This window comes from Rhizobium sp. FKL33 (assembly GCF_005222915.1).
Taxonomy (GTDB): domain Bacteria; phylum Pseudomonadota; class Alphaproteobacteria; order Rhizobiales; family Rhizobiaceae; genus Rhizobium_E.
Genome location: NZ_STFX01000024.1, coordinates 241,119 through 264,776, shown reverse-complemented (window position 1 = coordinate 264,776; position 23,658 = coordinate 241,119). Strand labels below are relative to the sequence as shown.

Here is a 23,658-nt window from a genome sequence, read left to right as displayed (position 1 = left end):
TGGCGATGAGGATGCCGGTGATGGTGGCGCCGACGGAGATGGAGTTGGCGCTGTCGCGCTCCTTGCCGGCGCTTTCCTTCTGCAGTTCGGCGAACGTCGTCAGCTGCTTCCAGATGCCGTCGATATCGGCGGCCGCGGCGGTGAACTGCGCCATGCGCTGGTCGGTCACCGTCACCAGCGCCTTGCTGTCGGCGTCCATCTTGACGATGGCCGGCAGGAGAGAGCCTTCGAGCTTCTTGAAGAAATCGAGATCATGCGCCGAGCCGGACAGGGCCACCATGTCGGTCTTGACGATGTCGAATTCCTTCTTGAGGCGCGCGAGATTCTCCGCCGTCGGCGAAATCATGAAGCGGGCGAGTTCGATCTGAATGGAATAGCCGGAGCTCACGACCTTGCGGCTGTCGCCGAGCACGCCTTCGGCTTTCACCAGCGGCTGGTCGAGTTCGGCGAATTTCAGGGTGGCTTCCTTCATCTTCTGCGAGGCGGCGAGGCCGAGATAGACGGAGATCTGGCGGAAGCTCGACAGTTTTGTGCTCATCTTGGCGGCGAGGTCGTCGTCGGCCGTCTTGGCGGAGGAAAGCGTCCCGAGATCGGTGACCGCCGTCTCGAGCGACTGCGACACGGCCTTGTTCTTGGCGGGCAGGGCGGCGCGCAGGATTCGGGCGCGCTTCTTGAGTTCGCCGAGGCTGCTCTGCACGAATTTCAGTTTCTCGTCCGGGCTCTTGAGGCGCACATATTTGCTGGCGAGTTCGCTCAGGAAGGCGGCGGAGGTGGTGATGCGATCGGCTTCGCGCAGCATGGATTTCGCCGCGCTCTCATCGGTGCGAACCGCCTTCTGCAGTTCGGTCGCCGATTCGATCAGCGTCATTTGCGAGCCGACGATAACGTTTTCGCCGTCGCGGATCGCCTTCTTCAGCGCGTCTTCCTTTTCATGAAGCGCCCACAAACCGTCGAAGCGTTCGATGACGCCCGTGATCGACTTTGTCGCCTCGGCCAGATCGCTCCAACCTTCTGCAGTGTCGTCGAGCTGGGACAGCATGCCGTTCAGCAGGTCGCGTTGCGCCACCAGCTTGTTCTTCACGTCGTCGCGCAGTTCAGGCGTCGTCTCGGCAAGGAATTTGTTCATCGTGTCCGACACGTCGCGGAAGCCGCTCAGGCTCTGCAGAACGCTGTTGGAAATCTCCATCCGACCCTGTAGCAGGCCCGAGGCATAAAGCCCCGTCAGGCCGACGGCGGTAATGCTGACGACGAAAGGTAGGATGAAAATCAGGACTTTGGTTTGAATCTTGAACCGGGATAAAATGCGGTCGATATTCATAGGTGCTCCTCGCCAAGGCATCTGACCGTTGCGTCGGTCAAGCCAGGCGACAAAGCTCCGCACAGGCCGGATCCGGCGCCGTCACGTCGCAGTCATTGCGCAAGTGGGTTACGGTCAATCGACAACATCGTCGATCCCCGCACTATCCAATATTTCTCTTAATTTTGAATTACCTATAGAAATCGCCTATTTTGGCGCGATTTCAATGAAATGGCGCACGTTTTGATTGGTGCGCGGGAACGTGGCGCCCCAGCTTATGGCGATGGTGTTGGACAGAACCGTTTCCCGGTTACGCCAGGAAAAGCGAAATCGCATAAAGAGCCGCGAAACCGGCGGACAGAGTGGCGATCCAGATGAGCCGGACATTGTTTTCGGCCTTTTCAGCCTTGGCGATGGCGACTGCGCGCCGGCGACCCTGTGTTCCTGCCATTCTCAACTCCTAAGCATGAGCCGTAGTGATTAGACTACGATCCGCAGTCTTTCTCAAGAAAGAATTAAAACGCCGATTCACACGGAGGTTCGGTTAAAACTTTGCCCAAAAAGTGGCTGCCCCCTCGCCAAATGCTCGGGAAACGTTATGATCAGGGCATCATAAACCTCAAACCGGTGTATCATGGCCGCTAGGAAAGCGCATACAAAGACTGCCAAAGCCTCAACCGTTCTTCCTCCAAAGCCATCGCCCAATCTCTCCCGCCTGCGCGGCGTCGACACCTGGAAAGAAGCCGCAGACTGGCTTCGCGCCCGCGGCATCGAGGATATCGAATGCATTACGCCTGACCTGGCCGGGGTTCCCCGCGGCAAGATGATGCCGACGTCGAAATTCACCTCGAATACGTCTCTGGCTCTGCCTTCCGCCATCTTTCGTCATACGATCTCGGGGGAATATCCGGACGAGACGGAGGAGTTCCGCTACGATTCCCGCGACAGCGACATCAAGCTCGTGCCGGATCTGTCCACCCTGTCGGTCGTCCCTTGGGAAACCGATCCGACCGCTCAGGTGATCTGCGACATCGTCGACACCGAGGGCAAGGCGGTGCGCTATACGCCGCGCAACGTACTCAAGCATGTGCTGGACCTCTACAAGGAGCGCGGCTGGAAGCCGGTGGTGGCGCCGGAAATCGAGTTCTACCTCGTCGCCAAGAACGATGACCCCGACTATCCGCTTCGGCCGCCGCAGGGCCGTTCGGGCCGCTCCATTCAAGGCGGGCAGGGCTATTCGATCGCCGGCATCAACGAGTTCGACGAGCTGATCGACGATATCTACCATTTCTCGGCGGCCCAAGGTCTCGAGATCGACACGCTGATCCATGAAGAAGGTCCGGCGCAGCTGGAAATCAACCTGCGCCATGGTGATCCGATTGAGTTGGCCGACCAAGTGTTTCTGTTCAAGCGCACGATCCGTGAGGCGGCGTTGGGGCATGGCATCTACGCCACCTTCATGGCCAAGCCGATGCAGGGCCAGGCGGGTTCGGCCATGCACATCCACCAGTCGGTCGTCGACGCCAAGAGCGGCAAGAACATCTTCTCCAATCCGGATGGATCGGCATCCAAGGAATTCTTCCACTTCATCGGCGGCATGCAGCAATATGTGCCGAAGACGCTGGTGATGATGGCCCCCTATGTGAATTCCTACCGTCGCCTGACGCCGGGCATGGCTGCGCCGGTCAACAATGCCTGGGGCAACGACAACCGCACCACGGCCTTCCGCGTGCCGGTGTCCGACGCCGCCGCCCGCCGGGTGGAAAACCGCCTGCCGAGCTCGGACGCCAATCCCTATCTGGCGCTGGCCGCTTCGCTCGCCGCCGGCTATCTCGGCATCGTCAAGGGTCTCGAGCCCACGCCGCCCTCGGACGGCACGGCCAATGAAGGTTCCGTCGAGCTTCCGCGTGGCCTCTTGGAAGGTGTGTCTCTGCTGGAGACGGAGCCCGCTCTCCGCGAAGTGTTCGGCGACGAATTCATCGGCATGTATGCCGGCGTCAAGCGCGGTGAATTCGAAACCTTCATGCAGGTGATCAGCCCCTGGGAGCGGGAATATCTGCTGTTGAACGTCTGATCGGCGTCACCGACCAACGCCTCTTGAAGGCTCGGCGCACCCCGCCGGGCCTTTTTCGTTTCAATGGCCGCGTCTCAGCAGCCGAGCGAGAAACGAGGGCCGGGCCGGTTGCGGGCAAGGCTCCCGCCACCGGCGGCGCTCGCGCATCATCTCGCAATGACGGACGTAGAAATAGGCGGTCAAACTCTCATTCATGGCGTCTCTCCTCTGCGGTTTCGGGCCGGATTCATCTGGCGACGCTTGCAGAGTGCCATTCAAAATGAGAGGTATGTATCTCCGATGTCGAGACAGGTTTTTCAAAAATGAAAGACGTGCCCTGGGACGCTTATCAGGTTTTCCTCCTTGTCGCCCGCCATGGCGGCTTGACCGGGGCGGCGCAGGTCACCGGACTCAGCGCCGCCACTCTCGGTCGTCGCGTGCTTCAGTTCGAGGAGCATCTCGGGCGGTCGCTGTTTCATCGCAGCCCGACGGGCTATACGCTGACGGCGGATGGTCAGGTCCTGTTTTCGGAACTGCTCGCCATGGAAAGCGCGGCGCGGCGCGTCGAACAATGGCAAAGCGAAGCCAGAGGCGCCGTCACCATTCGCATCGCCCTCGGCAGCTGGATCGGCCTGTTCGTGACGGAAAACATCGGGGCGCTGGTCACCGAGCGCGACGCCATCCGTCTCGATCTTTCGGTCGGGGAGCAGCGCTCGCAATTGAGCCATCGCGAAAACCATATCGGCATGCGCGCCCATGAGCCGGAGGAGCCCAATCTCGCGTCCCGCTACATCAGCGAGGTTGCCTATGCGCCCTATCGCCGCCGCAACGGCGCCGATTTCGACCGCTGGATCGCCGTTGAGGAGGCCGAGGCCCATTCCGCCTATCTGCAATGGCCGCATCGCCACAAGGCCGCTGAGATTGCGATCACCGTCAACCGTCCTCGATCGCTTCTCGACCTCGTGCGCGCTGGCGCAGGTCTTGCGGTGCTTCCCTGCTTCATCGGCGACCGGGATCCGCAACTGGAGCGCGCCGGCGACGAGATCGCGCCGCTTCGTCATCGGCAATGGCTGGTCACCCATAGCGACGATCGCTCTCGTCGTGAAATCCGCCTCGTCGCAGACCGTCTCGCCAAATTGTTGAAGGCGCATGCCGATCTGTTTGGCGGTAGGAAAAGCGCGCGTTCTCAAGTCTGAACGCATCGGCTCGGATATCGAAACACGCTTAACGTTAGGGCCGAAATATGCAAGAAAAGTGTCGTATTGTGACAACCAGATACGCAAATTCGAGGCGAAAAGCCCTGATATTCAGGACTCTATGAAGATTTGATGACATTTGCGTTTGTCCAGATTTTATTAACCGGGTCTTCACGGCGCGCGCTGCTATTTCCCCTGTAATTTGAGGGTCGTCCGAGGGAGGCGGCGATCCGAATTCGGGATTTGGACCATGATTTGGATCGACCGCCTTCTCTCTCGTTTCAGCATCCGCACCAAGGTTCTGGTGCTGGTGCTTCCGTTCATTGTCAGCATTTCTGCCGTCGGGCTTGTGGGTGTTCTCTCGTCGGCAGCCCTGCAAGGTCGCATCGTCGTGGCCAGCAATGCGACGACGTCGCTGCGCGGCTTCAAGGACGTCTATGCCGCGATGATCGCCTTTCTCTCGGACACAAGCGAGCAAAGCCGGGCCGCTCTTCAGTCCAAGCTGTCCGAACAGGCGAGGACGCTGGAAAACGCGCGCTCCGGCCTGGATGGAGAGATCGAAGGACGGTCGGACCTCAATGACGCCCTTGCGCAGCTCACCGCCATCAGCGCCCGCATGGACAAGCTCTGGGAGGTCCATCGGCGCGAGGAAGCTCTGCAAAACAAATTGAACGCGGCGATGTCCGTGGTGGTCTCTTCACAGACGGCGCTTCAGCAGGAGGCGGCGGGCTTCGAGAAGACGGTCCGCGCCGCCGAACAGGATGCGCGAGACCGCTTGAGGCAGGCGGACAAGATACTCGCCGCGACCGCTCTGGCGGGCAGCATGCGTCGCGATTTTCTTGCGGCGGACGACGACGAGTCCCGCCTGAAAGGTCTCGCCGCCAGCCTTGATGAACTTAAGCTGCGCCACAAACTGATGGCCCCGGCGCTGCCCAAGGACGCCAAAGCGGCAGGCAGGGAGTTTTCCAAACGTCTGAAGGCGCTCAGGTCGTTGCTCGACGCCAAGCCGCGCGCGCCGGATCTTGTGGCCAGGGTGCAAGCCGAGCTCGACGCTTTCACGGCGCTGTCGCCGGTGCTCGACGCCGCAGCGACCGCGCGCATGAAAGACGTGTCCGCGACGTTCGCCGAACTCGAGGGACAGCTCGCCAAGGCCCAACTCGTCACGCAGGACGCCCGCCGCGTGGTCGACGCCGCCTTCATCGCCCGGATCGCCTATTCGAGCTTCATGCTCGACCGGTCGGACGCCAAGCGGGCTGCGCTGGCCGAGCAGATCGATCTTTCCCGCAAGGCGATGTTCTCGCTGGAAGGCACGGCTGGCGATCTGGCGTTCGCCAAACAGCAATCGGCGCTGCTTTTGCCTGCGCTCGATTCGATCGACAGCGACAGCGCCGCCCTGATCGGCACGACCGCCGAGCGCGCCAAGCTGTTTGATGAAGCAGCGCGCAGCATCGATGCGGTGGGAAAGCAGCTCGCCGGCTTCGCCGATAACCAGAAGACCGCTGCGGAACAAGAGGGCAACGCCGCCAACACGCTGTCGATCACAGCCAGCCTGATGGGCGTGTTGATTGCGGTTCTATCCGGAGCCGCTCTCGTCCACACCTTGCGTGGTCCCATCGCGCGGATCACCGGCGCCATGCGTCGCGTCGCAGGCGGGGCGCTCGATACGGAAATCGTCGGCAGCGACCGCTCCGACGAGATTGGCGACATGGCGCGTGCGTTGGATGTCTTCAAGTCCAACGCTCTGACCAAGCTGGATCTGGAGCGCCGCAGCGTTGAGGAACAGGCCAAAGCCGAGTCCGAACGGCGGCGTCACGAAGCGGAGAGGGGCCGCCGCAACGCTGAAATCGCCGAGGCGGTCGAGGCCCTGGCCTTCGGGCTGGATTCGCTGGCGCGCGGCAAGTTGGCGATCTCGCTCGACCAGCCCTTCGCCGGGCAACTTGACAAGTTGCGGCTCGATTTCAACGCTTCGGTCGGCGGCCTGCGCGACACGCTCGTCGAAATCCGCGGCGCTTCGGTTCAGATTCAGGAAAACGGCATCCAGATGACGGAGGGCGCCAAGGCGCTGGCCGTTCGCACCGAGCAACAGGCGGCCTCGCTCGAAGAAACCGCCGCAGCCGTCGACGGCATCCACAATACGGTGCGTCGCGCAGCCCAACAGGCCGGAGGCGCGGATCTGACCGTGGGCGCGGCCCGCCGGGCGGCGGAGAATTCCAGCATCGTGGTGAACGACGCCACGCGCGCCATGGAGCGCATCCAGCTGACATCGGGGCGGATTTCGAAAATCATCGACGTGATTGACGAGATTGCATTCCAGATCAATCTTCTGGCGTTGAACGCCGGCATCGAAGCGGCGCGGGCCGGCGAGGCGGGGCGCGGTTTCGCTGTCGTCGCCCAGGAAGTGCGCGAACTCGCGCATCGCTCATCGGTGGCCGCCAAGGAAATCTCGGATCTCATCGGCAGTTCGACCCGCGAAGTCGAAGTCGGGGCGGATCTCGTCACCCGCACAGGCGCCGCCCTGATCGAGATCTCCGAGGCGATCACCAGCATTTCGACACAGATTGGCGGCATCGCCCAGTCCAGCCGGGAGCAGTCCGCGTCGATATCCGAAGTCAATGAAGCCGTGGGCCGGCTCGACCAACTCACACAGCGCAACGCCGCGATGGCCGAGGAAACCGAAGCCGCGAGCTTCGCGCTCTCCAGCGAGGCGGAACGACTGATGGCTCTGGTCAGGCGTTTCGAGCTCGATCGTGTCGATCGTGGAACGCGTCGCGCAGCCTGAACCCAGAATGTGACGCAAGAAAGCGCCGGGATCCCCTTGCCCTCGGGATCCCGGCGCCGGCCGCCGCTTGGTTTGCAATCACGCGCCCTGCGTGACGATCACCGGGATCATCAGGTCGCCCCAATTTCCCTCGCTATGATGCCGTGCGGAGCGGATCAGTTCGACCGACACGCCCGCGTCGACCGCCTTCATGACGGAATGATTGAGCCGGTGCAGGTCATTGGCGAGCATGCGGATCGCGGCTTGCTGCTCGGCGCTCATCGTGGTGGCTTGTTCTTCGGCGCGTTCCTTGACGCGGGTCTGGACGGTCATGGCATTTCTCCTCTTGATTATCTCGGGGTTCATGATGGTTCAAAAGGCCCTCCCGGCGTCCGCCGGAAGGGCAGGCGCAGGGAAATCACTCCGCCGCAGGGCGGAACTGGTCGTGCTCGGTCGATTCCTTCATCGCCGTGGTCGAGGACTTGCCGCCCGAGATCGCCATGGAGACGGCGTCGAAATAGCCGGTGCCGACTTCGCGCTGATGCTTGGTGGCGGTGTAGCCGTTGACCTCGGCGGCGAATTCCGCCTGCTGCAGCTCGGAATAGGCGGCCATCTGCCGGTCCTTGTAGCCGCGCGCCAGCTCGAACATGCCGTAGTTCAGCTGATGGAAGCCGGCGAGCGTGATGAACTGGAACTTGTAGCCCATCGCGCCGAGTTCCTTCTGGTATTTGGCGATGGTCGCATCATCCAGGTTCTTCTTCCAGTTGAACGACGGCGAGCAGTTATAGGCGAGCCTCTTGCCCGGATGCACCTTGTGCACCGCTTCGGCGAATTTGCGCGCCTGTTCGAGATCGGGCTTTGAGGTTTCCATCCAGATCAGGTCGCAATAGGGCGCATAGGCGATGGCGCGGGCGATGCAGGGGTCGATGCCGTTGCGAACCTGATAGAAGCCTTCCGTGGTGCGTCCGGCGTCGTAATCGACGAAGGGCTGGTCGCGCTCGTCGATGTCGGATGTCAGAAGCTTGGCGGCTTCCGCATCGGTGCGGGCGATGATCAGCGTCGGCGTGCCCATGACGTCGGCGGCAAGCCGGGCCGCGGTCAGGTTGCGGATATGGGCGGCGGTCGGGATCAGGACCTTGCCGCCGAGATGGCCGCACTTCTTTTCCGAGGCCAGCTGGTCCTCATAATGCACGCCCGCCGCGCCCGCTTCGATGAAGGCCTTCATGATCTCGAAGGCGTTCAGCGGTCCGCCGAAGCCGGCTTCCGCGTCGGCGACGATCGGCGCGAACCAGGTGTCGACCGACAGGCCCTTGCCTTCCTGCGTTTCGATCTGGTCGGCGCGCTGCAGCGTCTTGTTGATGCGCTTGGCGAGCTCTGGGGCGGCGTTGGCCGGATAGAGGGACTGATCGGGATACATCGACGAGGCCGTATTGGCGTCGGCGGCGACCTGCCAGCCCGAGAGATAGATGGCCTTGAGGCCGGCGCGAACCATCTGCATGGCCTGGTTGCCCGAGAGCGCGCCGAGCGCGTTGACGAAATCCTCTTCGTGGATCAGCTTCCACAGCCGGTTGGCCCCCATTTCGGCGAGCGAATATTTGATATCGACCGAACCGCGCAGACGCTTGACGTCGTCAGCGGTGTAGCTGCGTTCGATGCCGTCAAAGCGGCCCTTCGGTGCGTTCGGGATAAGGTTGTAAAAGTCTGTCATGTCTTCCTCCATTCATGCTCGGCAAGTGGCCTTGGGAGAACCGGTTGCTTTCGTTTCGATGAGAAGAATTTACATTGCGACGCAAAAACATCCAGAAAATAGATAGAAATGTACTCTGGAAACGGGTTATGGTGTGATGGGATTTACAGGGTGCTGCTGTAAATTTGTAAAATGTGTAAAGGCACCTCGATGAAGGATCTTTGTAAAAGGAGTGACAGATGTCCGAAATGAAGATCTTCGCCGGGCCGCGCATCCGGCGCATCCGCAATGGTCTCGGCGTCACCCAGACGGCGATGGCCCAGGCTCTCGGCATATCGCCGTCCTATCTCAATCTCATCGAGCGCAATCAGCGGCCGCTCACCGTTCAGCTCATCCTCAAGCTCGCCTCCGTCTACAAGGTCGATGTCGAGGAGTTGCGCGGCGAGGCGAAAAGCGTGGTTGGCGAACTCCGGGAAGTGTTCTCCGATCCCTTGCTCCAAGGCGAGATCCCGGGCTCGGAAGAACTGGTCGAGGTCGCCGACGCCGCGCCGAACGCCGCCCAGGGGCTGATCAAGCTCTACCGCGCCTATCGCGAGCAGGCCGCTCGACTCTCCGACCTCGCCGGCATACTGGCCCAGGCCGGGCATGATGCGCCGCTGGCCGCCGCGCGCCTGCCGATGGACGAGGCGCGCGAGGTGTTTTCGACAAGACCCTATTTCTTCGAGGCGGTCGACGCCGCCGCCGAAGCGTTTCATGCCAGGCTCAATCCGGGCGAGGATCTGGCGCATGCGCTGCGGGAATGGCTGCGCGCCGAACATGGCGTCGTGGTGCGCACGCTGCCGATCCATGCCATGCCCAATCTCCGCCGCCGCTACGACCGCCATTCGCAGCGTCTTTTCCTCTCCGAACGCCTCTATCCGCATGATCAACTGCGCGAGATGGCGCAGGAAGCCTGCCAGATCGCGCTGAGGGTCGAGATCGCGGCGGCGCTCGACGTGCTGCCTTTGTCTTCGGCCGAGGCGCGTCGCATCGGACGGTTCGAGCTGGGCCGCTATGCGGCGCATGCGCTGATGATGCCCTATGGACCGATGCTGGCGGCGGCGCAGCGCGGCGCCTATGACATCGGCCTGCTCGCCGCCCGCTTCAAGGCCTCATTCGAGCAGGCGGCCAGCCGGCTTGTGACGCTGCAGCGGTCGGGCTCGGTCGTGCTGCCGTTCTTCCTCATGGAGGTGGACGCCGCCGGAAACCGCGTTCGCACGCTGGGCGCAGAGGGCTATCCGCATATCCGCTTCGGCGGCGCCTGCCCGAAACTCTCGGTGCATGCGGTCTTCGCCTCACCCGGGCAGGTGTTTTCGGAAATGGTCGAGATGCCGGATGGCGGTCGGTTTCTCACCGTGGCGCGCACGCTTGAAGGTCCGGTGGCCGGCTATGGCGAACGCGTCAGGCGCACGGCGCTGTTGCTCGGCTGCGATGCGGCGCATGCCGGCCAGATCGTCTATGGTCGCCAGTCCTCTGATCCGCTGCCGATCGGGGCCGGCTGTCGCCTCTGCGAGCGCGCCGGCTGTCTCGCCCGGGCAGAGCCGCCTCTCACACGTCCGCTGGGACTGGACGAGATGGTGGCGGGACTGAGCGTGTTCGATTTCCAGTAGACCTTGCCTGCGTTGCAAGTCCTCCCCATCAACTTGTTCAATCCTTTCCATTTTTCAGTTGTCGCGCTGCAAAATCCTTTCTAATCTGTTTACAGCGGGGAAGCCGGGGCAAAATAAACAGACAATCGATCCCGATGAAACAGGAGTAGTTTATCATGAAAAAACAGTTGGTTGGTCTCGCGGCGGGGGTTGCCTTCGCCATGTCTGCCGGCTGGTCCGTCCAGGCGGCGGATCGGGTGGTCAACGTCTACAACTGGTCCGATTACATCGATAGCTCCGTTCTCGAGGAGTTCACCAAGGAGACCGGCATCAAGGTCGTCTACGACGTCTTCGATTCCAACGATCTCCTGGAAACCAAGCTGCTCGCCGGCGGCTCCGGCTACGACGTCGTGGTGCCGACCGGTCCGTTCCTCGCCCGCCAGATCAAGGCCGGCGTGTTCCAGAAGCTCGACAAGTCCAAGCTTCCGAACCTCAAGAATATGTGGCCTGTCGTCTCGGAGCGTCTCGCCAAATACGATCCCGGCAACGAATACGCCGTCAACTATATGTGGGGCACCACCGGCATCGGCTACAATGTCGACAAGGTGAAGGCTGCGCTCGGCGATGTGCCGGTGGACAGCTTCGATATCATATTCAAGCCTGAGAACGCCGAGAAGCTGAAGTCCTGCGGCATCAACATTCTCGACGCCTCGGACGAGACCTTCGCCATCGCCATGAACTATCTCGGCCTCGGCGGCGACAGCAAGAAGACCGCCGACCTCGAAGCCGGCGGCGAAGTCTACAAGAAGATCCGTCCTTACGTGCGCACCTTCAATGCCTCGGCCTATATCGACGATCTCGCCAATGGCGATGTCTGCATCACCATCGGCTGGTCGGGCGACGTTCTCCAGGCCAAAAGCCGCGCCGAAGAAGCCAAGAACGGCGTCAAGATCGATTATGTCATCCCGAAGGAAGGGACCTATATGTGGTTCGACAACCTCGCCATTCCGGCTGACGCGCCGCATGTCGAGGAGGCGCATGAATTCATCAACTTCATGATGCGCCCTGACGTGATCGCGAAGTCGTCGAACTACGTCCAATACGCCAACGGCAATCTGGAATCGCAGAAGCTGCTTGACGAGGCTGTGTTCAAGAACCCGGCCGTCTATCCTGATGAGGCGACCCTGGCGAAGCTCTTCACGATTTCGCCCTATGCGCCCAAGGAGCAGCGCGTGCTGAACCGCATCTGGACGCAAATCAAAACGGGCGAGTAACCCCAAAGGGGCTTGCGGCGGGGCCGTAGCCCCGCCGCTTTCAAGACAATGCGCCCCGAAAAGTGGGCGCGCGCATGCGGATCAACCGTGAGCGTGGGAAAGCGGACAGAGGGGAAAATGGCAAAGACACTGGGGCCCGTTAAGCGTAAATTCAGCCCGTGGATGGACAAGAACGAAAAACCGTTCATCCGTTTCGAGAATGTAACCAAGCGTTTCGGCGATTTCGTCGCCGTCAACAATCTGACCCTCGACATCTACGAGAAGGAATTCTTCTCGCTGCTCGGCCCTTCCGGCTGTGGCAAGACCACGCTGATGCGCATGTTGGCCGGCTTCGAAGAGCCCACGGAAGGCCGCATCCTGCTGCAGGGCAAGGACATCTCCGGCACGCCGCCCTATAAGCGCCCCACCAACATGATGTTCCAGTCCTATGCGCTTTTCCCGCATATGTCGGTGGCCAAGAACATCGCCTTCGGCCTCGAACAGGACAATATGGCCAAAAGCGAGATCGACGCCCGCGTCGAGGAAATGCTGAGGCTGGTCAAGCTCACCGATTTCGCCAAACGCAAGCCGAGCCAGCTTTCGGGCGGCCAGCGCCAGCGCGTGGCGCTCGCCCGCTCGCTCGCCAAGCGGCCGAAAGTGCTGCTGCTCGACGAGCCGCTCGGCGCGCTCGACCGCAAGCTGCGCGAAGAAACCCAGTTCGAACTGATGGACATCCAGCATACGCTGGGCCTGACCTTCCTGATCGTCACCCATGACCAGGAGGAAGCCATGACCGTGTCCGACCGCATTGCGGTGATGGACAAGGGCATCGTGGTGCAGGTGGCGACGCCGGCGGAAATCTATGAAGCGCCGAACAGCCGCTATGTCGCGGACTTCATCGGCGACATCAACATCATGGAAGGCGTGGTCTCGGCCAATACGGGCTCCGCAGGCCAGCCAGGCGTGGTCAGCCTGAGCTCCGGCGAGTTGAAGATCGAGGTCGAGCAGGAATGCCCTGCGGGCGCGGGGACCAATGTCGCCTTCGCCATCCGCCCCGAAAAAGTGCGCATCGCGCTCGATCCGCCCGTTGAGACCGGTCGGCCCAATTGCATCGCCGGCGAAGTGATCGACATCGGCTATCTCGGCGATTTCTCGGTGTTTATCGTCGAGACAACCGATGGCCGCGTGCTGCGCGCCGCCCAGGCCAATGTCTCGCGCCATGTCGAGCGGCCGATCACCTTCGACGACAAGGTCTGGCTCTCCTGGTCGGCCGACGCCGGCCTCGTGCTGACGCGATAGGGGAGGGCATCATGGAGCCGAGCGCCGTTTCCCACAGCCGCCCCAGCCGCTGGCTGGTGGTCGCCATTCCCTATCTCTGGCTGACGCTGTTCTTTCTCGCGCCATTCTTCATCATCCTGAAGATCTCGCTGTCCGACAGCGACATCGCCATGCCGCCCTATACGCCGGTGTTCGAGAGCTTCTCGCAGCTCGGCGATTTCCTGTCGCAGCTGGATTTCGAAAATTACTTCTACCTCACCGAAGATCCGCTCTACATCAAAGCCTATCTGTCCTCGCTGCGGATCGCGGCGATCTCGACGCTGCTGCTGTTGCTGATCGGCTATCCCATGGCGCTCGCCATGGCCCGTTCCTCGGCCAAGATCCGTCCGACGCTGTTGATGATGGTGATCCTGCCCTTCTGGACCTCCTTCCTCATCCGCGTCTATGCCTGGATCGGCATTCTGAAGCCCGAGGGCCTTTTGACGATGCTGCTGCAATGGCTCCATCTCCTGGGCCCCGATCAGCAGGTGCAGTTGTTCCGCACCGAATATGCGGTGTTGATCGGCATCGTCTATTCCTATCTGCCCTTCATGGTGCTGCCGCTCTATTCGGCGCTCGAAAAGCTCGACGGCACGCTGCTTGAGGCGGCAAGCGATCTCGGCTGCCCGCCCTGGAAAGCCTTCTGGAAGATCACCTTCCCGTTGTCGCTTCCGGGCGTGGTCGCCGGCTCGATGATCTGCTTCATCCCGATCACCGGCGAATTCGTCATTCCCGACCTGTTGGGCGGGGCGGACACGCTGATGATCGGCAAGACGCTGTGGGTGGAGTTCTTCGGCAACCGCGATTGGCCGCTGGCGTCTGCGGTGGCGGTGGTGCTGCTGGCAATGCTGGTGATCCCGATCGTGATCTACCAGAACCAGCAGCAGAAAGCCGCGTGAGGAGAGCGCCATGAAACCCGGTAAATTCGACGCCACCTTCCTCACGATCGGCTTCGCCTTTCTCTATGTGCCGATCCTGATCCTGGTCATCTATTCCTTCAACGCCTCCAAGCTCGTCACCGTCTGGGGCGGCTTCTCAACCCGCTGGTATGTGGCGATGTTGCAGAACGAGGCGCTGATGGACGCCGCCTGGGTGACCGCCCGGGTGGGCGTGCTCTCGGCCACCATCGCCACGGTCCTCGGCACGCTCGCGGCGCTGTCGATGACGCGCTTTGCCCGCTTCCCGGGCCGCGTGCTATTCTCCGGCATGATCTATGCGCCGATCGTCATGCCGGAAGTTATCACCGGCCTGTCGATGCTCCTGCTGTTCGTGGCCATTAACGTCGATCGCGGCTTCTGGACGGTCACCATCGCCCACACCACCTTCACCATGTGCTATGTGGCGATCGTGGTTCAGTCGCGGCTGATGACCTTCGACAGAAGCCTCGAAGAGGCGGCGCTCGATCTCGGCTGCCCGCCGGTCAAGACCTTCTTCAAGATCACGCTGCCGCTGATCCTTCCGGCGGTGGTGTCCGGCTGGATGCTGGCCTTCACTTTGTCGCTGGACGACCTGGTGATCGCGAGCTTCAACACCGGTCCGGGCGCCACCACGCTGCCGATCAAGATCTACAGCCAGGTGCGCCTTGGGGTCACGCCCGAAATCAACGCCGCCTGCACCGTGCTGATCGGCCTGGTCACTTTGGGAGTCATCGCAGCGTCGCTCGCGACCAAGCGCCAGGAAGCGCAACGCGAACGCGACGAACGCGCCGCCGCCGCTCAGGCCTGACCCAAGGACAGGCCTCTATTCGTCATAGCCGCTGCGGGGCGGCAGGAACAGATAGGTGAACAGCCAGATCGGCAGGATCACCGCCGCCCCCAGCCCGATATTCGGCAAGGCCCAGTCGACAAATCTCTGTATGAGCAGCCAGAGTTCGGCTGAGGTCATGGAAAAGCTTGCGAGAATGCGCTCGGCCGAGAGGCCGACCAAATTCATGGCCGCGCCGAGAATCAGGCAGGCCAAAGTGAGCTTCAGAAATCCGATGATGATGTGGGGCATGACGCGGCCCTCCGGCAGTTGATCGTGATTTAAACCGATTTGGTAAAAAACTGATTTAAATCAGGCTTGGAGCGGGTACCGTTCCTCGCTCGGACGGGATTGCCAGCGTGCGTCTCTTATGCTGCATTGCGGCGCAAACGGGCGCCGGTTCGAGGGCGCGCTTGAGGAGAGAATGCCATGGGAGAACTCACACCACTCTGGACGCCGTCGGCCGATCAGATCGAAAAGAGCGCGATGACCTTGTTCCGGCGCTGGTGCGCGGAAAAGTTCGGCGTCGATCTGCCGGATCACGATGCGTTCCATCAATGGTCCATCACCGAGCGTGGACCGTTCTGGTCGGCGGTGTGGGACTATTGCGGCGTCAAGGGCGACAAGGGCGCGCGCGATCTGATCGACGGCGACGAAATGCTGAAGGCCCGCTTCTTCCCGGACGCGACGCTCAATTTCGCCGAAAACCTGCTGTCGAAGACTGGCGCCGACGCCGCGCTGATCTTCCGCGGCGAAGACAAGGTGTCCTATCGCTGGAGCTGGGATGAACTCTCCGCCATGGTGTCCCGCCTGCAGCAGGCCTATCGCGCCATGGGTCTGGAAAAAGGCGACCGCATCGCGGCAATGATGCCGAATATGCCCGAGACCATCGCGCTGATGCTGGCCGCCGCCTCGATGGGCGTGATCTGGTCATCCTGCTCCCCCGATTTCGGCGAGCAGGGCGTGCTCGACCGCTTCGGCCAGATCGAGCCGAAACTGTTCATCGCCTGCGACGCCTATTGGTACAACGGCAAGCTCCAGGATGTCGCGGCCAAGGTTCGCGCGGTGGAGCCGAAGCTCGGCGCGCCGGTGCTGGTGATTCCCTATGCCGGCGATGCCGACGGCCTTGCCGCCTCGCTCGCCGATGGCCGAACGCTCGGACAGTTCATTGCCCCCTATCAGGCGCAGGCGGTCGAGTTCACGCCGCTACCCTTCAGCCATCCGCTCTATATCCTGTTCTCCTCCGGCACCACCGGCGTGCCGAAATGCATCGTCCATTCGGCGGGCGGCGCGCTTCTTCAGCATCTAAAGGAGCAGCGCTTCCATCTCGACCTCAAGGCTGGCGAACGCCTCTTCTACTTCACCACCTGCGGCTGGATGATGTGGAACTGGCTGGTCTCGGGTCTCGCGAGCGGCGTCACGCTCTGCCTGTTCGACGGTTCGCCCTTCGCCCCCGGCGGCGAAGTTCTCTGGGACTACGCGGCCGACGAGCGCTTCGCCGTGTTCGGCACCTCGGCCAAATATATCGACGCCGTGCGCAAGGGCGGCATCGAGCCGATCAAGACGCATGACCTCTCGAGCCTGCGCGCCGTCACGTCTACCGGTTCGCCGCTCTCGCCCGAAGGCTTCAGCTTCATCTATGAGGGCGTCAAGCCCGACGTGCAGCTCGCCTCGATTTCCGGCGGCACCGACATCGTCTCCTGCTTTGTGCTCGGCAACCCCATCAAGCCGGTCTGGCGCGGTGAGATCCAGGGCCCCGGCCTCGGCCTCGCGGTCGATGTCTGGGATGACGAAGGCAAACCGGTGCGCGGTGAAAAGGGCGAACTGGTCTGCGCCAGGGCTTTCCCCTGCATGCCCGTCGGCTTCTGGAACGACAAGGACAACGCCAAATACAAGGCGGCCTATTTCGAGCGCTTCGACAATATCTGGTGCCATGGCGATTTCGCCGAATGGACCGAGCATGGCGGCCTGATCATCCACGGCCGTTCGGACGCGACCCTCAATCCCGGAGGCGTGCGCATCGGCACGGCCGAGATCTACAATCAGGTGGAACAGCTCGAAGAAGTCGCGGAATCGATCTGCATCGGCCAGGATTGGGATGACGACGTCCGCGTCATCCTCTTCGTCCGCCTGCAGCCGGGCCTGACGCTCGACGCCGATCTCGACAAGAAGATCAAGGCCAAGATCCGCACCGGCGCTTCGCCCCGCCATGTACCGGCCAAGATCATCCAGGTCGCGGATATCCCGCGCACCAAGTCCGGCAAGATCGTCGAGCTCGCGGTGCGCGAGGTCGTCCATGGCCGGCCGGTCAAGAACAAGGAAGCGCTCGCCAATCCCGAGGCGCTGGATCTCTACGCAGGTCTCGAACAGTTGAAAAACTGACAAAGGGCTCCGGCGGCGACGCCGGACCGTTGTTTGGCGCTTCGCGCCTTGCTTGCCGGCTGTGCGCCATGTACAGTCGGCACGTCGATCTCGGAGCCGGATTTTTATTCAAGCCGGCATTTGGATATTCATTGGAAGGCGGCTCTTCGCATTGCGCCTGATCCGTGAATGTCGACAGACTGCGCCGCGTTGGCGCTACTTTACGTATTTCGAAACAAGACGCTGCATGTGACGTTGTATCGCCGGTGGACGCCAAGCTTTGCGTCGCCTGGAGATTGCCGTGCTGAGCGCTCCGGAGAACATAATATGAACGTACGGCGCAGGCAGGCGACCATACGAGTCCACGCCTCATTTCACCTTCCCGGCGCAGAGCGCCCGTTGCCGGAAGGCGAGTATCATGTCGTGCATAATGAAGTGCGATGCGTGAGCGATGCCGGCGCGGAATGGCGCCGGATTGCGTCGACCGTGTATTTGCCGGCTATCGGCATGCGCGGTCCTTCAAGCCGGACGGCTGACATCAGCGCCAGTGATCTCGATGCGGCGTTGGACCAGGATCGCCACTGAGTGTGGCTCAACTAGGGAAGGACTACGCTTATGGCCAAGGGCCAGAAACACAGCTCTAAAGAAGCCAGAAAACCCAAGCAGGACAAGCCGGCGCCCAAGCAGGAAAGTCCTTTCGGCAACCAGGTAAAGCTCGCCGGCGCCCCGGCGAAACAGCCGCCGGGCAAGCGCTGATCCAACATAGGGGCGGCCTGAGGCCGCCTCTGCAATCGCCTGAGCGCGGACCGTCATCAACGTCCAGCCTCTCGGGCGAACCGGGATGCGTCTTGCGTCTCTCCGCTTTTCGAATTCATGAAAGAGAGCGCATGTTCATTCGCTACGGTTACGAAATTACTATTCACTGCGATAATCCGACCGCTCTTGTCTGCCTTCTTTCAGTCCACGAAGACCGTGCCGGCGATCTTCTCGCGCCGGAGGCTACGTTCACCCAGCCGATCCTGCCGATTTCCACCTATTTCGACATGTTCGGAAACAAATGCAGGCGGTTGCTCGCCCCTGCAGGCGATCTGACGATCTGGGGCGATGCGACCATCCGCGACAGCGGCCTTCCGGAACTGGCCTGGCCGAACGCGAGGGAAGTGCCGGTCTCTGAATTGCCGGATGATTGCCTGGTCTATCTGATGGGCAGCCGTTATTGCGAGACCGACCGGCTCAGCCAGGCGGCGTGGGATCTGTTCGGCGAAGTCGCGCCCGGATGGACGCGCGTCCAGGCTGTCTGCGATTTCGTGCATGCCCATATTGCCTTCGACTATATGCAGGCGCGGTCCACGCGCACCGCTTACGAAGCATTCGGCGAGAAGGTCGGCGTGTGTCGCGACTACGCCCATCTCGCTCTTGCGCTCTGCCGTTGCCTCAATATTCCGGCCCGCTATGTCAACGGCCATCTCGGAGATATCGGCGTGCCGGTGGTCGATCCGATGGATTTCAGCGCCTGGATCGAAGTCTATCTCGATTGCGGCTGGGTGACCTTCGATCCCCGCAACAATATTCCGCGCATCGGTCGGATCGTCGTGGCCCGCGGGCGCGACGCCGCGGATATTCCGCTCGTCAACTCGTTCGGCCCGCATGTGCTCAAAGGCTTCCGGGTCTGGACCTATGAGGTGGATGGCGCGCCGCCGCAGGGTTGAGGCGGAGAGCTGCGCAAGCTATCCGCATCGCATTTACTGCCCGGTCCAGGGGCTCACGGATTTATTCCGTTCGACGATATAGAGAGCGTTGGTCGCCACTTTGCGCCACGCATCTGGTTGTCCGTCGGGCCAGATCACGCGAAGCTCGACGTCTTTCAGATCACCCACGCCGAAATGGATCCAGCCCAATGTGCCGCCGGCATGGCCGCCGCCGATGGTGATCTCGCGGCGAATAATCCGATCGCCGAGTTTCACCTCCACCCAGGAGCCGATTCCGTCGCGGTTTGGCCCGTCCTGCCGCAGCTGCAATTCGATGAAACGCCCTGCGTCCTTGGTGACATTGCGCCAGATCTCGGAATTCTCCCAGCGATTGACGACGACAAGATCGACGAGGCCGTCAAGGTTGAAGTCCGCCAGCGCGGCCCCGCGCGACGTCTTCATGCTGTCGACGCCGGCCTTGTCGCCCATCTCGGCGAATTTACCGTCCGGCTGCTGGACGAGAAGATTGTTGGGATCCTTGATGGCGAAGTCCGGCATGGTCGAGACATTGCCCTTGGCGATGAACAGATCGACCCGTCCGTCATTGTTGACGTCCTGGAAATCGGTGTGCCAGGCGGTCGATGGCTTCCATTCGCCTCCGGTATAGGGGCGATGCGCGGTCGCGCCTTTGGCGAAGGCGATGTCCGTATAACCGGGCTTCGGCTTGCCGTCCTCGGGGATCGCCGCCAGCGCCTGCAGTTTGTTGTCGGCCATGCTGGTCAGGAAATATTCCGGATAGCCGTCGGAATCGAGATCGTAGCCGGCGATGCCCATGCCCCAGATGCGCAGATATTTCCAACCTTCGTCCTGGGTGTAGAGCTTGGGTGGCTGTCCCGGCGGGATCTTCCACATCTGCTCCTGGCCGCCTTTGTAATATTCGCGGTCGTTGGAGACGCGCAGCGAAGGCGTTCCCGAACGGTTCCAGTCGGTGAACAGGATGGAGAGCGGGCAGAAACTCGGCTTGAGGGACAAGGGCTTGGCGAAGCGCTTGCCGTCGCCATCCGGCCGGATCAGCCAGTTGTCGGTGCAGGTGCCCCAAGGGTAAGTGTCTTCATTGCGGTCGACATAGGCGCCGAGCGCCAGCGTCGGCCATTGCAGGCCTCGTTCCCAGGTGGCGGAGAAGGACGTCCACCAGGCGTCGCCGCCGGTGAAGCCCCAGGCCTCGTTGGCGCGTTCGAACTTGCAGCCGCCGAGGCCCTTGAGCGCTACGCTTTCCCCGACCCGAAGCACGACGAGATCCTTGATCCCGTCGCCATCGATGTCGATCGGATAGGCGCCGGTCGTCGCGGCTAATTCCGCCCCGCTTTTGGCCTCCTCGAATTTAAGGTCGCCGCCGCGCGTCGATCTGTTGACGAAGAGCTTGGAAGCGCCTTCGCCGCCGGCGAGCCAGAGATCCTCGAAGCCGTCGCCATTGCAGTCGAAGCTCGCCGCGCCGCCGCCGACCATATACTGCCAGTCGCCGGCATAGACGCTGGAGATGCCGGAACTGGCCGTCTGGTCTTCGAAATGCGGCGTAACGACGTCCGCGCCGGCACGCGCCGAAAGCGGCGCAACCCCACCCAGCAGCGCAATCGCAAGTGCGATCCTTCTCATGCGCCCACTCGCGTTTTGAGCTTCACCGCATAGGCGCCGATGCACTCGCCCTGTTGAAGCCCGAGGTCGATGGCGGCGCGGAAATGGATGCCGCCATAGAGCCGGGAAATCGCCGCTTCTTCGGCCGCCGCCTTGAAGCTCGTGAAGTGACGCACCGGCAAGTTATCCGCCTCATGCGTATGGTCGTCGAAGGCGTAGTTGTCGCCGAACACCGCCGTGAGCGCCACCGCCGCCGCCCCCGATTGCGTGCTGTGGCCGCTTGGATATTCCGGGAAGGGCGGGGTGATCAGGATCGGCTCCCATTTGGGATCGATGACGCGCTTGATATAGGTGACCGGGCGCACGAGATCGTGCTTGAATTTGGCGTCCCAGCAGCCGATGAAGCCGTCGGCAACCGCAACGCCCAAACGCACCAGCGCATCCGCCGTCTTTTCGATGCCCGCATCCTCTTTCTTCAGGATGCTCAGCGTGATGAAGATCCAGTGTCCAGGAGGCGTCGGCGACAGCATCGGGTCATCCGACCAGAAACGGGCGATGATCCGCTGTTCCTTCGTCAGAGTGTTGACCGTGTCGTAGACTTCCTTGGCTTCCTTGTAGAATTCTGTGTCGGGCGTCTCCCCATAGGCGAGCGGCGGCGGCAGGGGGCAGGTCGAACCCGAAGGCATGGCGAAGGGACGGTTCTTGCCCCAGTCCGGCAAGAGCGGCAATTGCTGCTGGGCGATCTTGCTGGTCGGAACCCAATGAGCAGGCCCTGCGGTCAGCTTGAATTCGCGCGGGAAGCCCATATTCTCCACCACCGCGCCGCCATCGCTCTTCGACCAGTCGAAAATGTGTCGGGCGATTGCGAGACCATAGGCCTCGCTGCGCTTGGACACATCGTCCGGCACGCCCGTCGACACTTTGGCGTGCATTTTCTTGCCGAGATTGGCGAGCGCACGCTGACCGGTCGGTCCGGTCCGGTCGAAGAAGTTCTGCGCGGCGAAATTCATCGCAGCGTTCAGCGTGATCGACTCGTCGTAAACAGCGCCTTTTTCGCGCTTCGGCGTCTCGGTCAGTCCGTTCAACTGACCGGCGAGCGAAACCATGTCGCTCTTGCCGCTCGCCGTCACCTCATAGATCGTCACGCCGATATAGGCGAAGGAACGGCTGGCGACCGGCGGAGAATAATTGGGCGTATGGCGCACCAGTTCGAGGATCAGCTTGTACCAGTCCTGAACGACATCCTCCGGCGCCTTGACGGCGGAATAGGCGGGGCTTTGCGCCGCAATGAACATGCCTGCTGCAAATATCGCCACCCAGAGACGGGCCGCGCGCAATATCTCTTTCATGAATTCCCCCAAGCTTAACTCCGCCTCTCCCAAGACGGTTTCAAACGATTAAGCACAGAGGGGAGGTAATCCGCAAGAGGCGTGTGGCGGAAGAGTAAATTGTACAATTCCGCCGAAAGAGCAGGGGAGCGCGATGCTTGCCGCGCCCCGCCGATGTCGTGATCAGAGTTTGAAGGGAGCGTCGAACACGCCCTTGACCTTCACGCCGAGTTCGAAGGTGAATCCGGCCTTGGGATCGGCGGCCTTTTCCTCCGCCGACATGCCTTCGCGCGCGGACGTCACCAGCAAACGATCCGCATCCGCGCCGATGAAGGCGGGGCAGGTGGTCTGGGTGGCCGGGACCTTATAGATCGCCACGACCTCGCCTGCAGGGTTGTAGCGGCGCACTTCGCCCACGCCCCAGCGCGCGTTCCAGACATAGCCTTCGGCGTCGCAGACCGAACCGTCGATGCCGCCATCCACGCCCGCTTCGTCGGAGAAGACTCCGGCTTCGCCGAGCGGCAGACCTGTCAGCGGATCGAGCGTCACGCGCATATAGCGGTTCTCCATCGTGTCGACCCAGTAGCCGACCGTGCCATCAGGCGCGAAGCAGATGCCGTTCGGGATCGACACGCCTTCGAACAGCGTCGTCACCGTGCTGCCGGCGACGTGATAGATCTTGCCCGCGCCCTTGCGGCCTTCGCCGGTCTTGGTCATCGTGCCGAACCACAGCGCGCCCGACGGATGGGTGCGGCCGTCATTCGAGCGCATATGCGGCAGATCGTTCTCGATCGGGGTGACCAGCGACAGCGCGCCCGTCTGCTTTTCGCGGATATAGAGACCGTTTTCCGACACGATCAACTGCCGCTCGTCGTCGATGCGGGCCAGCACGCTCGCCATGAACGGCAGTTTGTGGATCGCCAGTGTGTTTGTGTCGAGCGCCAGTTCATGCAGTTCGCAATCGAGGATCGAGAACCAATAGGCGGTGTTGGTGGTCGGATCGAAGGTCGGGCCTTCGCCGAGATGGGCGGAGGTGTCCGACAGGACGCTGCCGGCAAACTCTTGAACGTCGGTCATGATCAGGCTCCGAAGACGCGGCGATAGGCGTCGATGGTGGTGTTGGCGCGGCGGGCGATGTCGGCGGCGTCCATGCCTTCCTTGTAGATGCTGGAACCCAGGCCGAAGGCCTTGATGCCGATCTTGGCGTATTCGCCGAAATTCTCGTCGGAGACGCCTCCGACGGCCGCCAGCAGCAGATCCTTGGGCAGCACCGCCTTGATGGCGTTGATGCCGGTCGCGCCGAGCACGCCGGCCGGGAAGAATTTGAGACCCGTGGCGCCGACCTTGGCCGCCGCCAGCGCTTCGGTGGGGGTAAAGACGCCGGGAAGCGTCACCATGCCCTTGGACACGGCGCGGCTCAGCACCGGCACGTCGACATTCGGGCTCACGAACAGGCGGCCGCCGGCGTCCACGACGCGGTCGACATCCTCTTCGGTCAGCACCGTTCCGGCGCCGATCAGCGCATCCGCAGGGGCCATCTTCGCCGCGATCTCGATCGAACGGAACGGCTCGGGCGAGTTCAACGGGATCTCGATGGCGCGGAAACCGGCGTTCAGGAGCGCCTCGATCGCTGCGGGCGTCTCGGCCGGCGTCAGGCCGCGCAGGATGGCGACCAGCGGATATTTCATGTCCGGAAAGGGAATACGGCTCATCTCAC

Annotated in this window: 21 protein-coding genes and 1 pseudogene; 12 read left to right on the top strand and 10 right to left on the bottom strand. The window is 62.0% G+C overall.

The annotated features are described in order from the left end of the window. Both E8Q41_RS16475 and E8Q41_RS25620 read right to left on the bottom strand, forming a co-directional pair. Window positions 1–1,318, bottom strand: a pseudogene (locus tag E8Q41_RS16475) (methyl-accepting chemotaxis protein); the annotation flags it as partial. A 289-nt stretch (window positions 1,319–1,607) separates the two neighbouring features. Continuing rightward, window positions 1,608–1,748 (bottom strand): hypothetical protein, encoded by a 141-nt coding sequence (locus tag E8Q41_RS25620; RefSeq protein ID WP_170976518.1) that lies wholly within the window; start codon window positions 1,746–1,748, stop codon window positions 1,608–1,610. A gap of 183 nt (window positions 1,749–1,931) precedes the next feature. Between E8Q41_RS25620 and E8Q41_RS16470 the strand changes: the two genes are divergently transcribed. Continuing rightward, window positions 1,932–3,371 (top strand): glutamine synthetase family protein, encoded by a 1,440-nt coding sequence (locus E8Q41_RS16470; protein WP_137156637.1) that lies wholly within the window; start codon window positions 1,932–1,934, stop codon window positions 3,369–3,371. Window positions 3,372–3,431: 60 nt separating this feature from the next. Here E8Q41_RS16470 and E8Q41_RS26160 read toward each other — a convergent pair whose 3' ends face one another. Further along, entirely contained in the window at window positions 3,432–3,566 is a 135-nt protein-coding gene (locus E8Q41_RS26160; RefSeq protein WP_281405310.1) for a hypothetical protein, read from the bottom strand. A 107-nt stretch (window positions 3,567–3,673) separates the two neighbouring features. On the opposite strand from E8Q41_RS26160, the gene E8Q41_RS16465 reads away from it, so the two are divergent. Further along, window positions 3,674–4,546, top strand: a complete 873-nt coding sequence (locus tag E8Q41_RS16465) for a LysR family transcriptional regulator (protein WP_137156636.1) — start codon at window positions 3,674–3,676, stop codon at window positions 4,544–4,546. 250 nt (window positions 4,547–4,796) lie between these two features. Further along, window positions 4,797–7,325, top strand: coding sequence for a methyl-accepting chemotaxis protein (locus tag E8Q41_RS16460; RefSeq protein ID WP_137156635.1), 2,529 nt, complete (start codon window positions 4,797–4,799; stop codon window positions 7,323–7,325). A 78-nt stretch (window positions 7,326–7,403) separates the two neighbouring features. On the opposite strand, the gene E8Q41_RS16455 is transcribed toward E8Q41_RS16460, so the two are convergent. Continuing rightward, complete coding sequence (locus E8Q41_RS16455; RefSeq protein WP_137156634.1) at window positions 7,404–7,637, bottom strand: hypothetical protein; 234 nt, start codon at window positions 7,635–7,637, stop codon at window positions 7,404–7,406. Between the two features lie 85 nt (window positions 7,638–7,722). Then, a complete protein-coding gene (gene aceA, locus E8Q41_RS16450) occupies window positions 7,723–9,012 on the bottom strand; it encodes an isocitrate lyase (RefSeq protein WP_137156633.1) in 1,290 nt (429 codons plus the stop codon). Window positions 9,013–9,230: 218 nt separating this feature from the next. On the opposite strand from aceA, the gene E8Q41_RS16445 reads away from it, so the two are divergent. From E8Q41_RS16445 to E8Q41_RS16425, 5 genes are all read left to right on the top strand, one after another. Further along, window positions 9,231–10,640 (top strand): helix-turn-helix transcriptional regulator, encoded by a 1,410-nt coding sequence (locus tag E8Q41_RS16445; RefSeq protein WP_137156632.1) that lies wholly within the window; start codon window positions 9,231–9,233, stop codon window positions 10,638–10,640. Window positions 10,641–10,840: 200 nt separating this feature from the next. Continuing rightward, on the top strand, window positions 10,841–11,893 hold the full coding sequence (locus tag E8Q41_RS16440) for a polyamine ABC transporter substrate-binding protein (protein WP_246660221.1): 1,053 nt from the start codon (window positions 10,841–10,843) through the stop codon (window positions 11,891–11,893). A 117-nt stretch (window positions 11,894–12,010) separates the two neighbouring features. Further along, window positions 12,011–13,171 carry an ABC transporter ATP-binding protein gene (locus E8Q41_RS16435; RefSeq protein ID WP_137156630.1) on the top strand — a complete coding sequence of 387 codons (1,161 nt, stop codon included), beginning with the start codon at window positions 12,011–12,013 and terminating at the stop codon, window positions 13,169–13,171. A gap of 11 nt (window positions 13,172–13,182) precedes the next feature. Further along, the gene (locus tag E8Q41_RS16430; RefSeq protein ID WP_137156629.1) at window positions 13,183–14,088 is read left to right on the top strand and encodes an ABC transporter permease subunit; all 906 of its coding nucleotides are present in this window, start codon (window positions 13,183–13,185) and stop codon (window positions 14,086–14,088) included. 10 nt (window positions 14,089–14,098) lie between these two features. Then, window positions 14,099–14,914, top strand: coding sequence for an ABC transporter permease (locus E8Q41_RS16425; RefSeq protein WP_137156628.1), 816 nt, complete (start codon window positions 14,099–14,101; stop codon window positions 14,912–14,914). Between the two features lie 15 nt (window positions 14,915–14,929). On the opposite strand, the gene E8Q41_RS16420 is transcribed toward E8Q41_RS16425, so the two are convergent. Further along, window positions 14,930–15,184 carry a hypothetical protein gene (locus E8Q41_RS16420; protein WP_137156627.1) on the bottom strand — a complete coding sequence of 85 codons (255 nt, stop codon included), beginning with the start codon at window positions 15,182–15,184 and terminating at the stop codon, window positions 14,930–14,932. Between the two features lie 177 nt (window positions 15,185–15,361). Here E8Q41_RS16420 and E8Q41_RS16415 point away from each other — a divergent pair, with 177 nt between their 5' ends. The 4 genes from E8Q41_RS16415 (at window position 15,362) to E8Q41_RS16405 (ending at window position 19,002) form a co-directional block, all read left to right on the top strand. After that, window positions 15,362–17,314, top strand: coding sequence for an acetoacetate--CoA ligase (locus E8Q41_RS16415; RefSeq protein ID WP_137156626.1), 1,953 nt, complete (start codon window positions 15,362–15,364; stop codon window positions 17,312–17,314). Between the two features lie 306 nt (window positions 17,315–17,620). Then, entirely contained in the window at window positions 17,621–17,878 is a 258-nt protein-coding gene (locus tag E8Q41_RS16410) for a hypothetical protein (protein WP_137156625.1), read from the top strand. 30 nt (window positions 17,879–17,908) lie between these two features. Continuing rightward, a complete protein-coding gene (locus tag E8Q41_RS25615) occupies window positions 17,909–18,049 on the top strand; it encodes a hypothetical protein (protein ID WP_170976517.1) in 141 nt (46 codons plus the stop codon). Between the two features lie 131 nt (window positions 18,050–18,180). Continuing rightward, window positions 18,181–19,002, top strand: a complete 822-nt coding sequence (locus E8Q41_RS16405) for a transglutaminase family protein (RefSeq protein WP_137156624.1) — start codon at window positions 18,181–18,183, stop codon at window positions 19,000–19,002. A gap of 33 nt (window positions 19,003–19,035) precedes the next feature. On the opposite strand, the gene E8Q41_RS16400 is transcribed toward E8Q41_RS16405, so the two are convergent. The 4 genes from E8Q41_RS16400 to E8Q41_RS16385 form a co-directional block, all read right to left on the bottom strand. After that, window positions 19,036–20,634, bottom strand: a complete 1,599-nt coding sequence (locus E8Q41_RS16400; protein WP_137156623.1) for a CRTAC1 family protein — start codon at window positions 20,632–20,634, stop codon at window positions 19,036–19,038. Continuing rightward, window positions 20,631–21,962 (bottom strand): vanadium-dependent haloperoxidase, encoded by a 1,332-nt coding sequence (locus E8Q41_RS16395; RefSeq protein WP_246660216.1) that lies wholly within the window; start codon window positions 21,960–21,962, stop codon window positions 20,631–20,633. The genes E8Q41_RS16400 and E8Q41_RS16395 overlap by 4 nt, the downstream gene beginning before the upstream one ends. A gap of 162 nt (window positions 21,963–22,124) precedes the next feature. After that, window positions 22,125–23,018: an SMP-30/gluconolactonase/LRE family protein gene (locus tag E8Q41_RS16390; RefSeq protein ID WP_137156622.1), complete on the bottom strand. Its 894-nt coding sequence runs from the start codon at window positions 23,016–23,018 to the stop codon at window positions 22,125–22,127. A 2-nt stretch (window positions 23,019–23,020) separates the two neighbouring features. Then, window positions 23,021–23,653 (bottom strand): 2-dehydro-3-deoxy-6-phosphogalactonate aldolase, encoded by a 633-nt coding sequence (locus tag E8Q41_RS16385; RefSeq protein WP_137156621.1) that lies wholly within the window; start codon window positions 23,651–23,653, stop codon window positions 23,021–23,023. Between the last annotated feature and the right edge of the window lie 5 nt (window positions 23,654–23,658).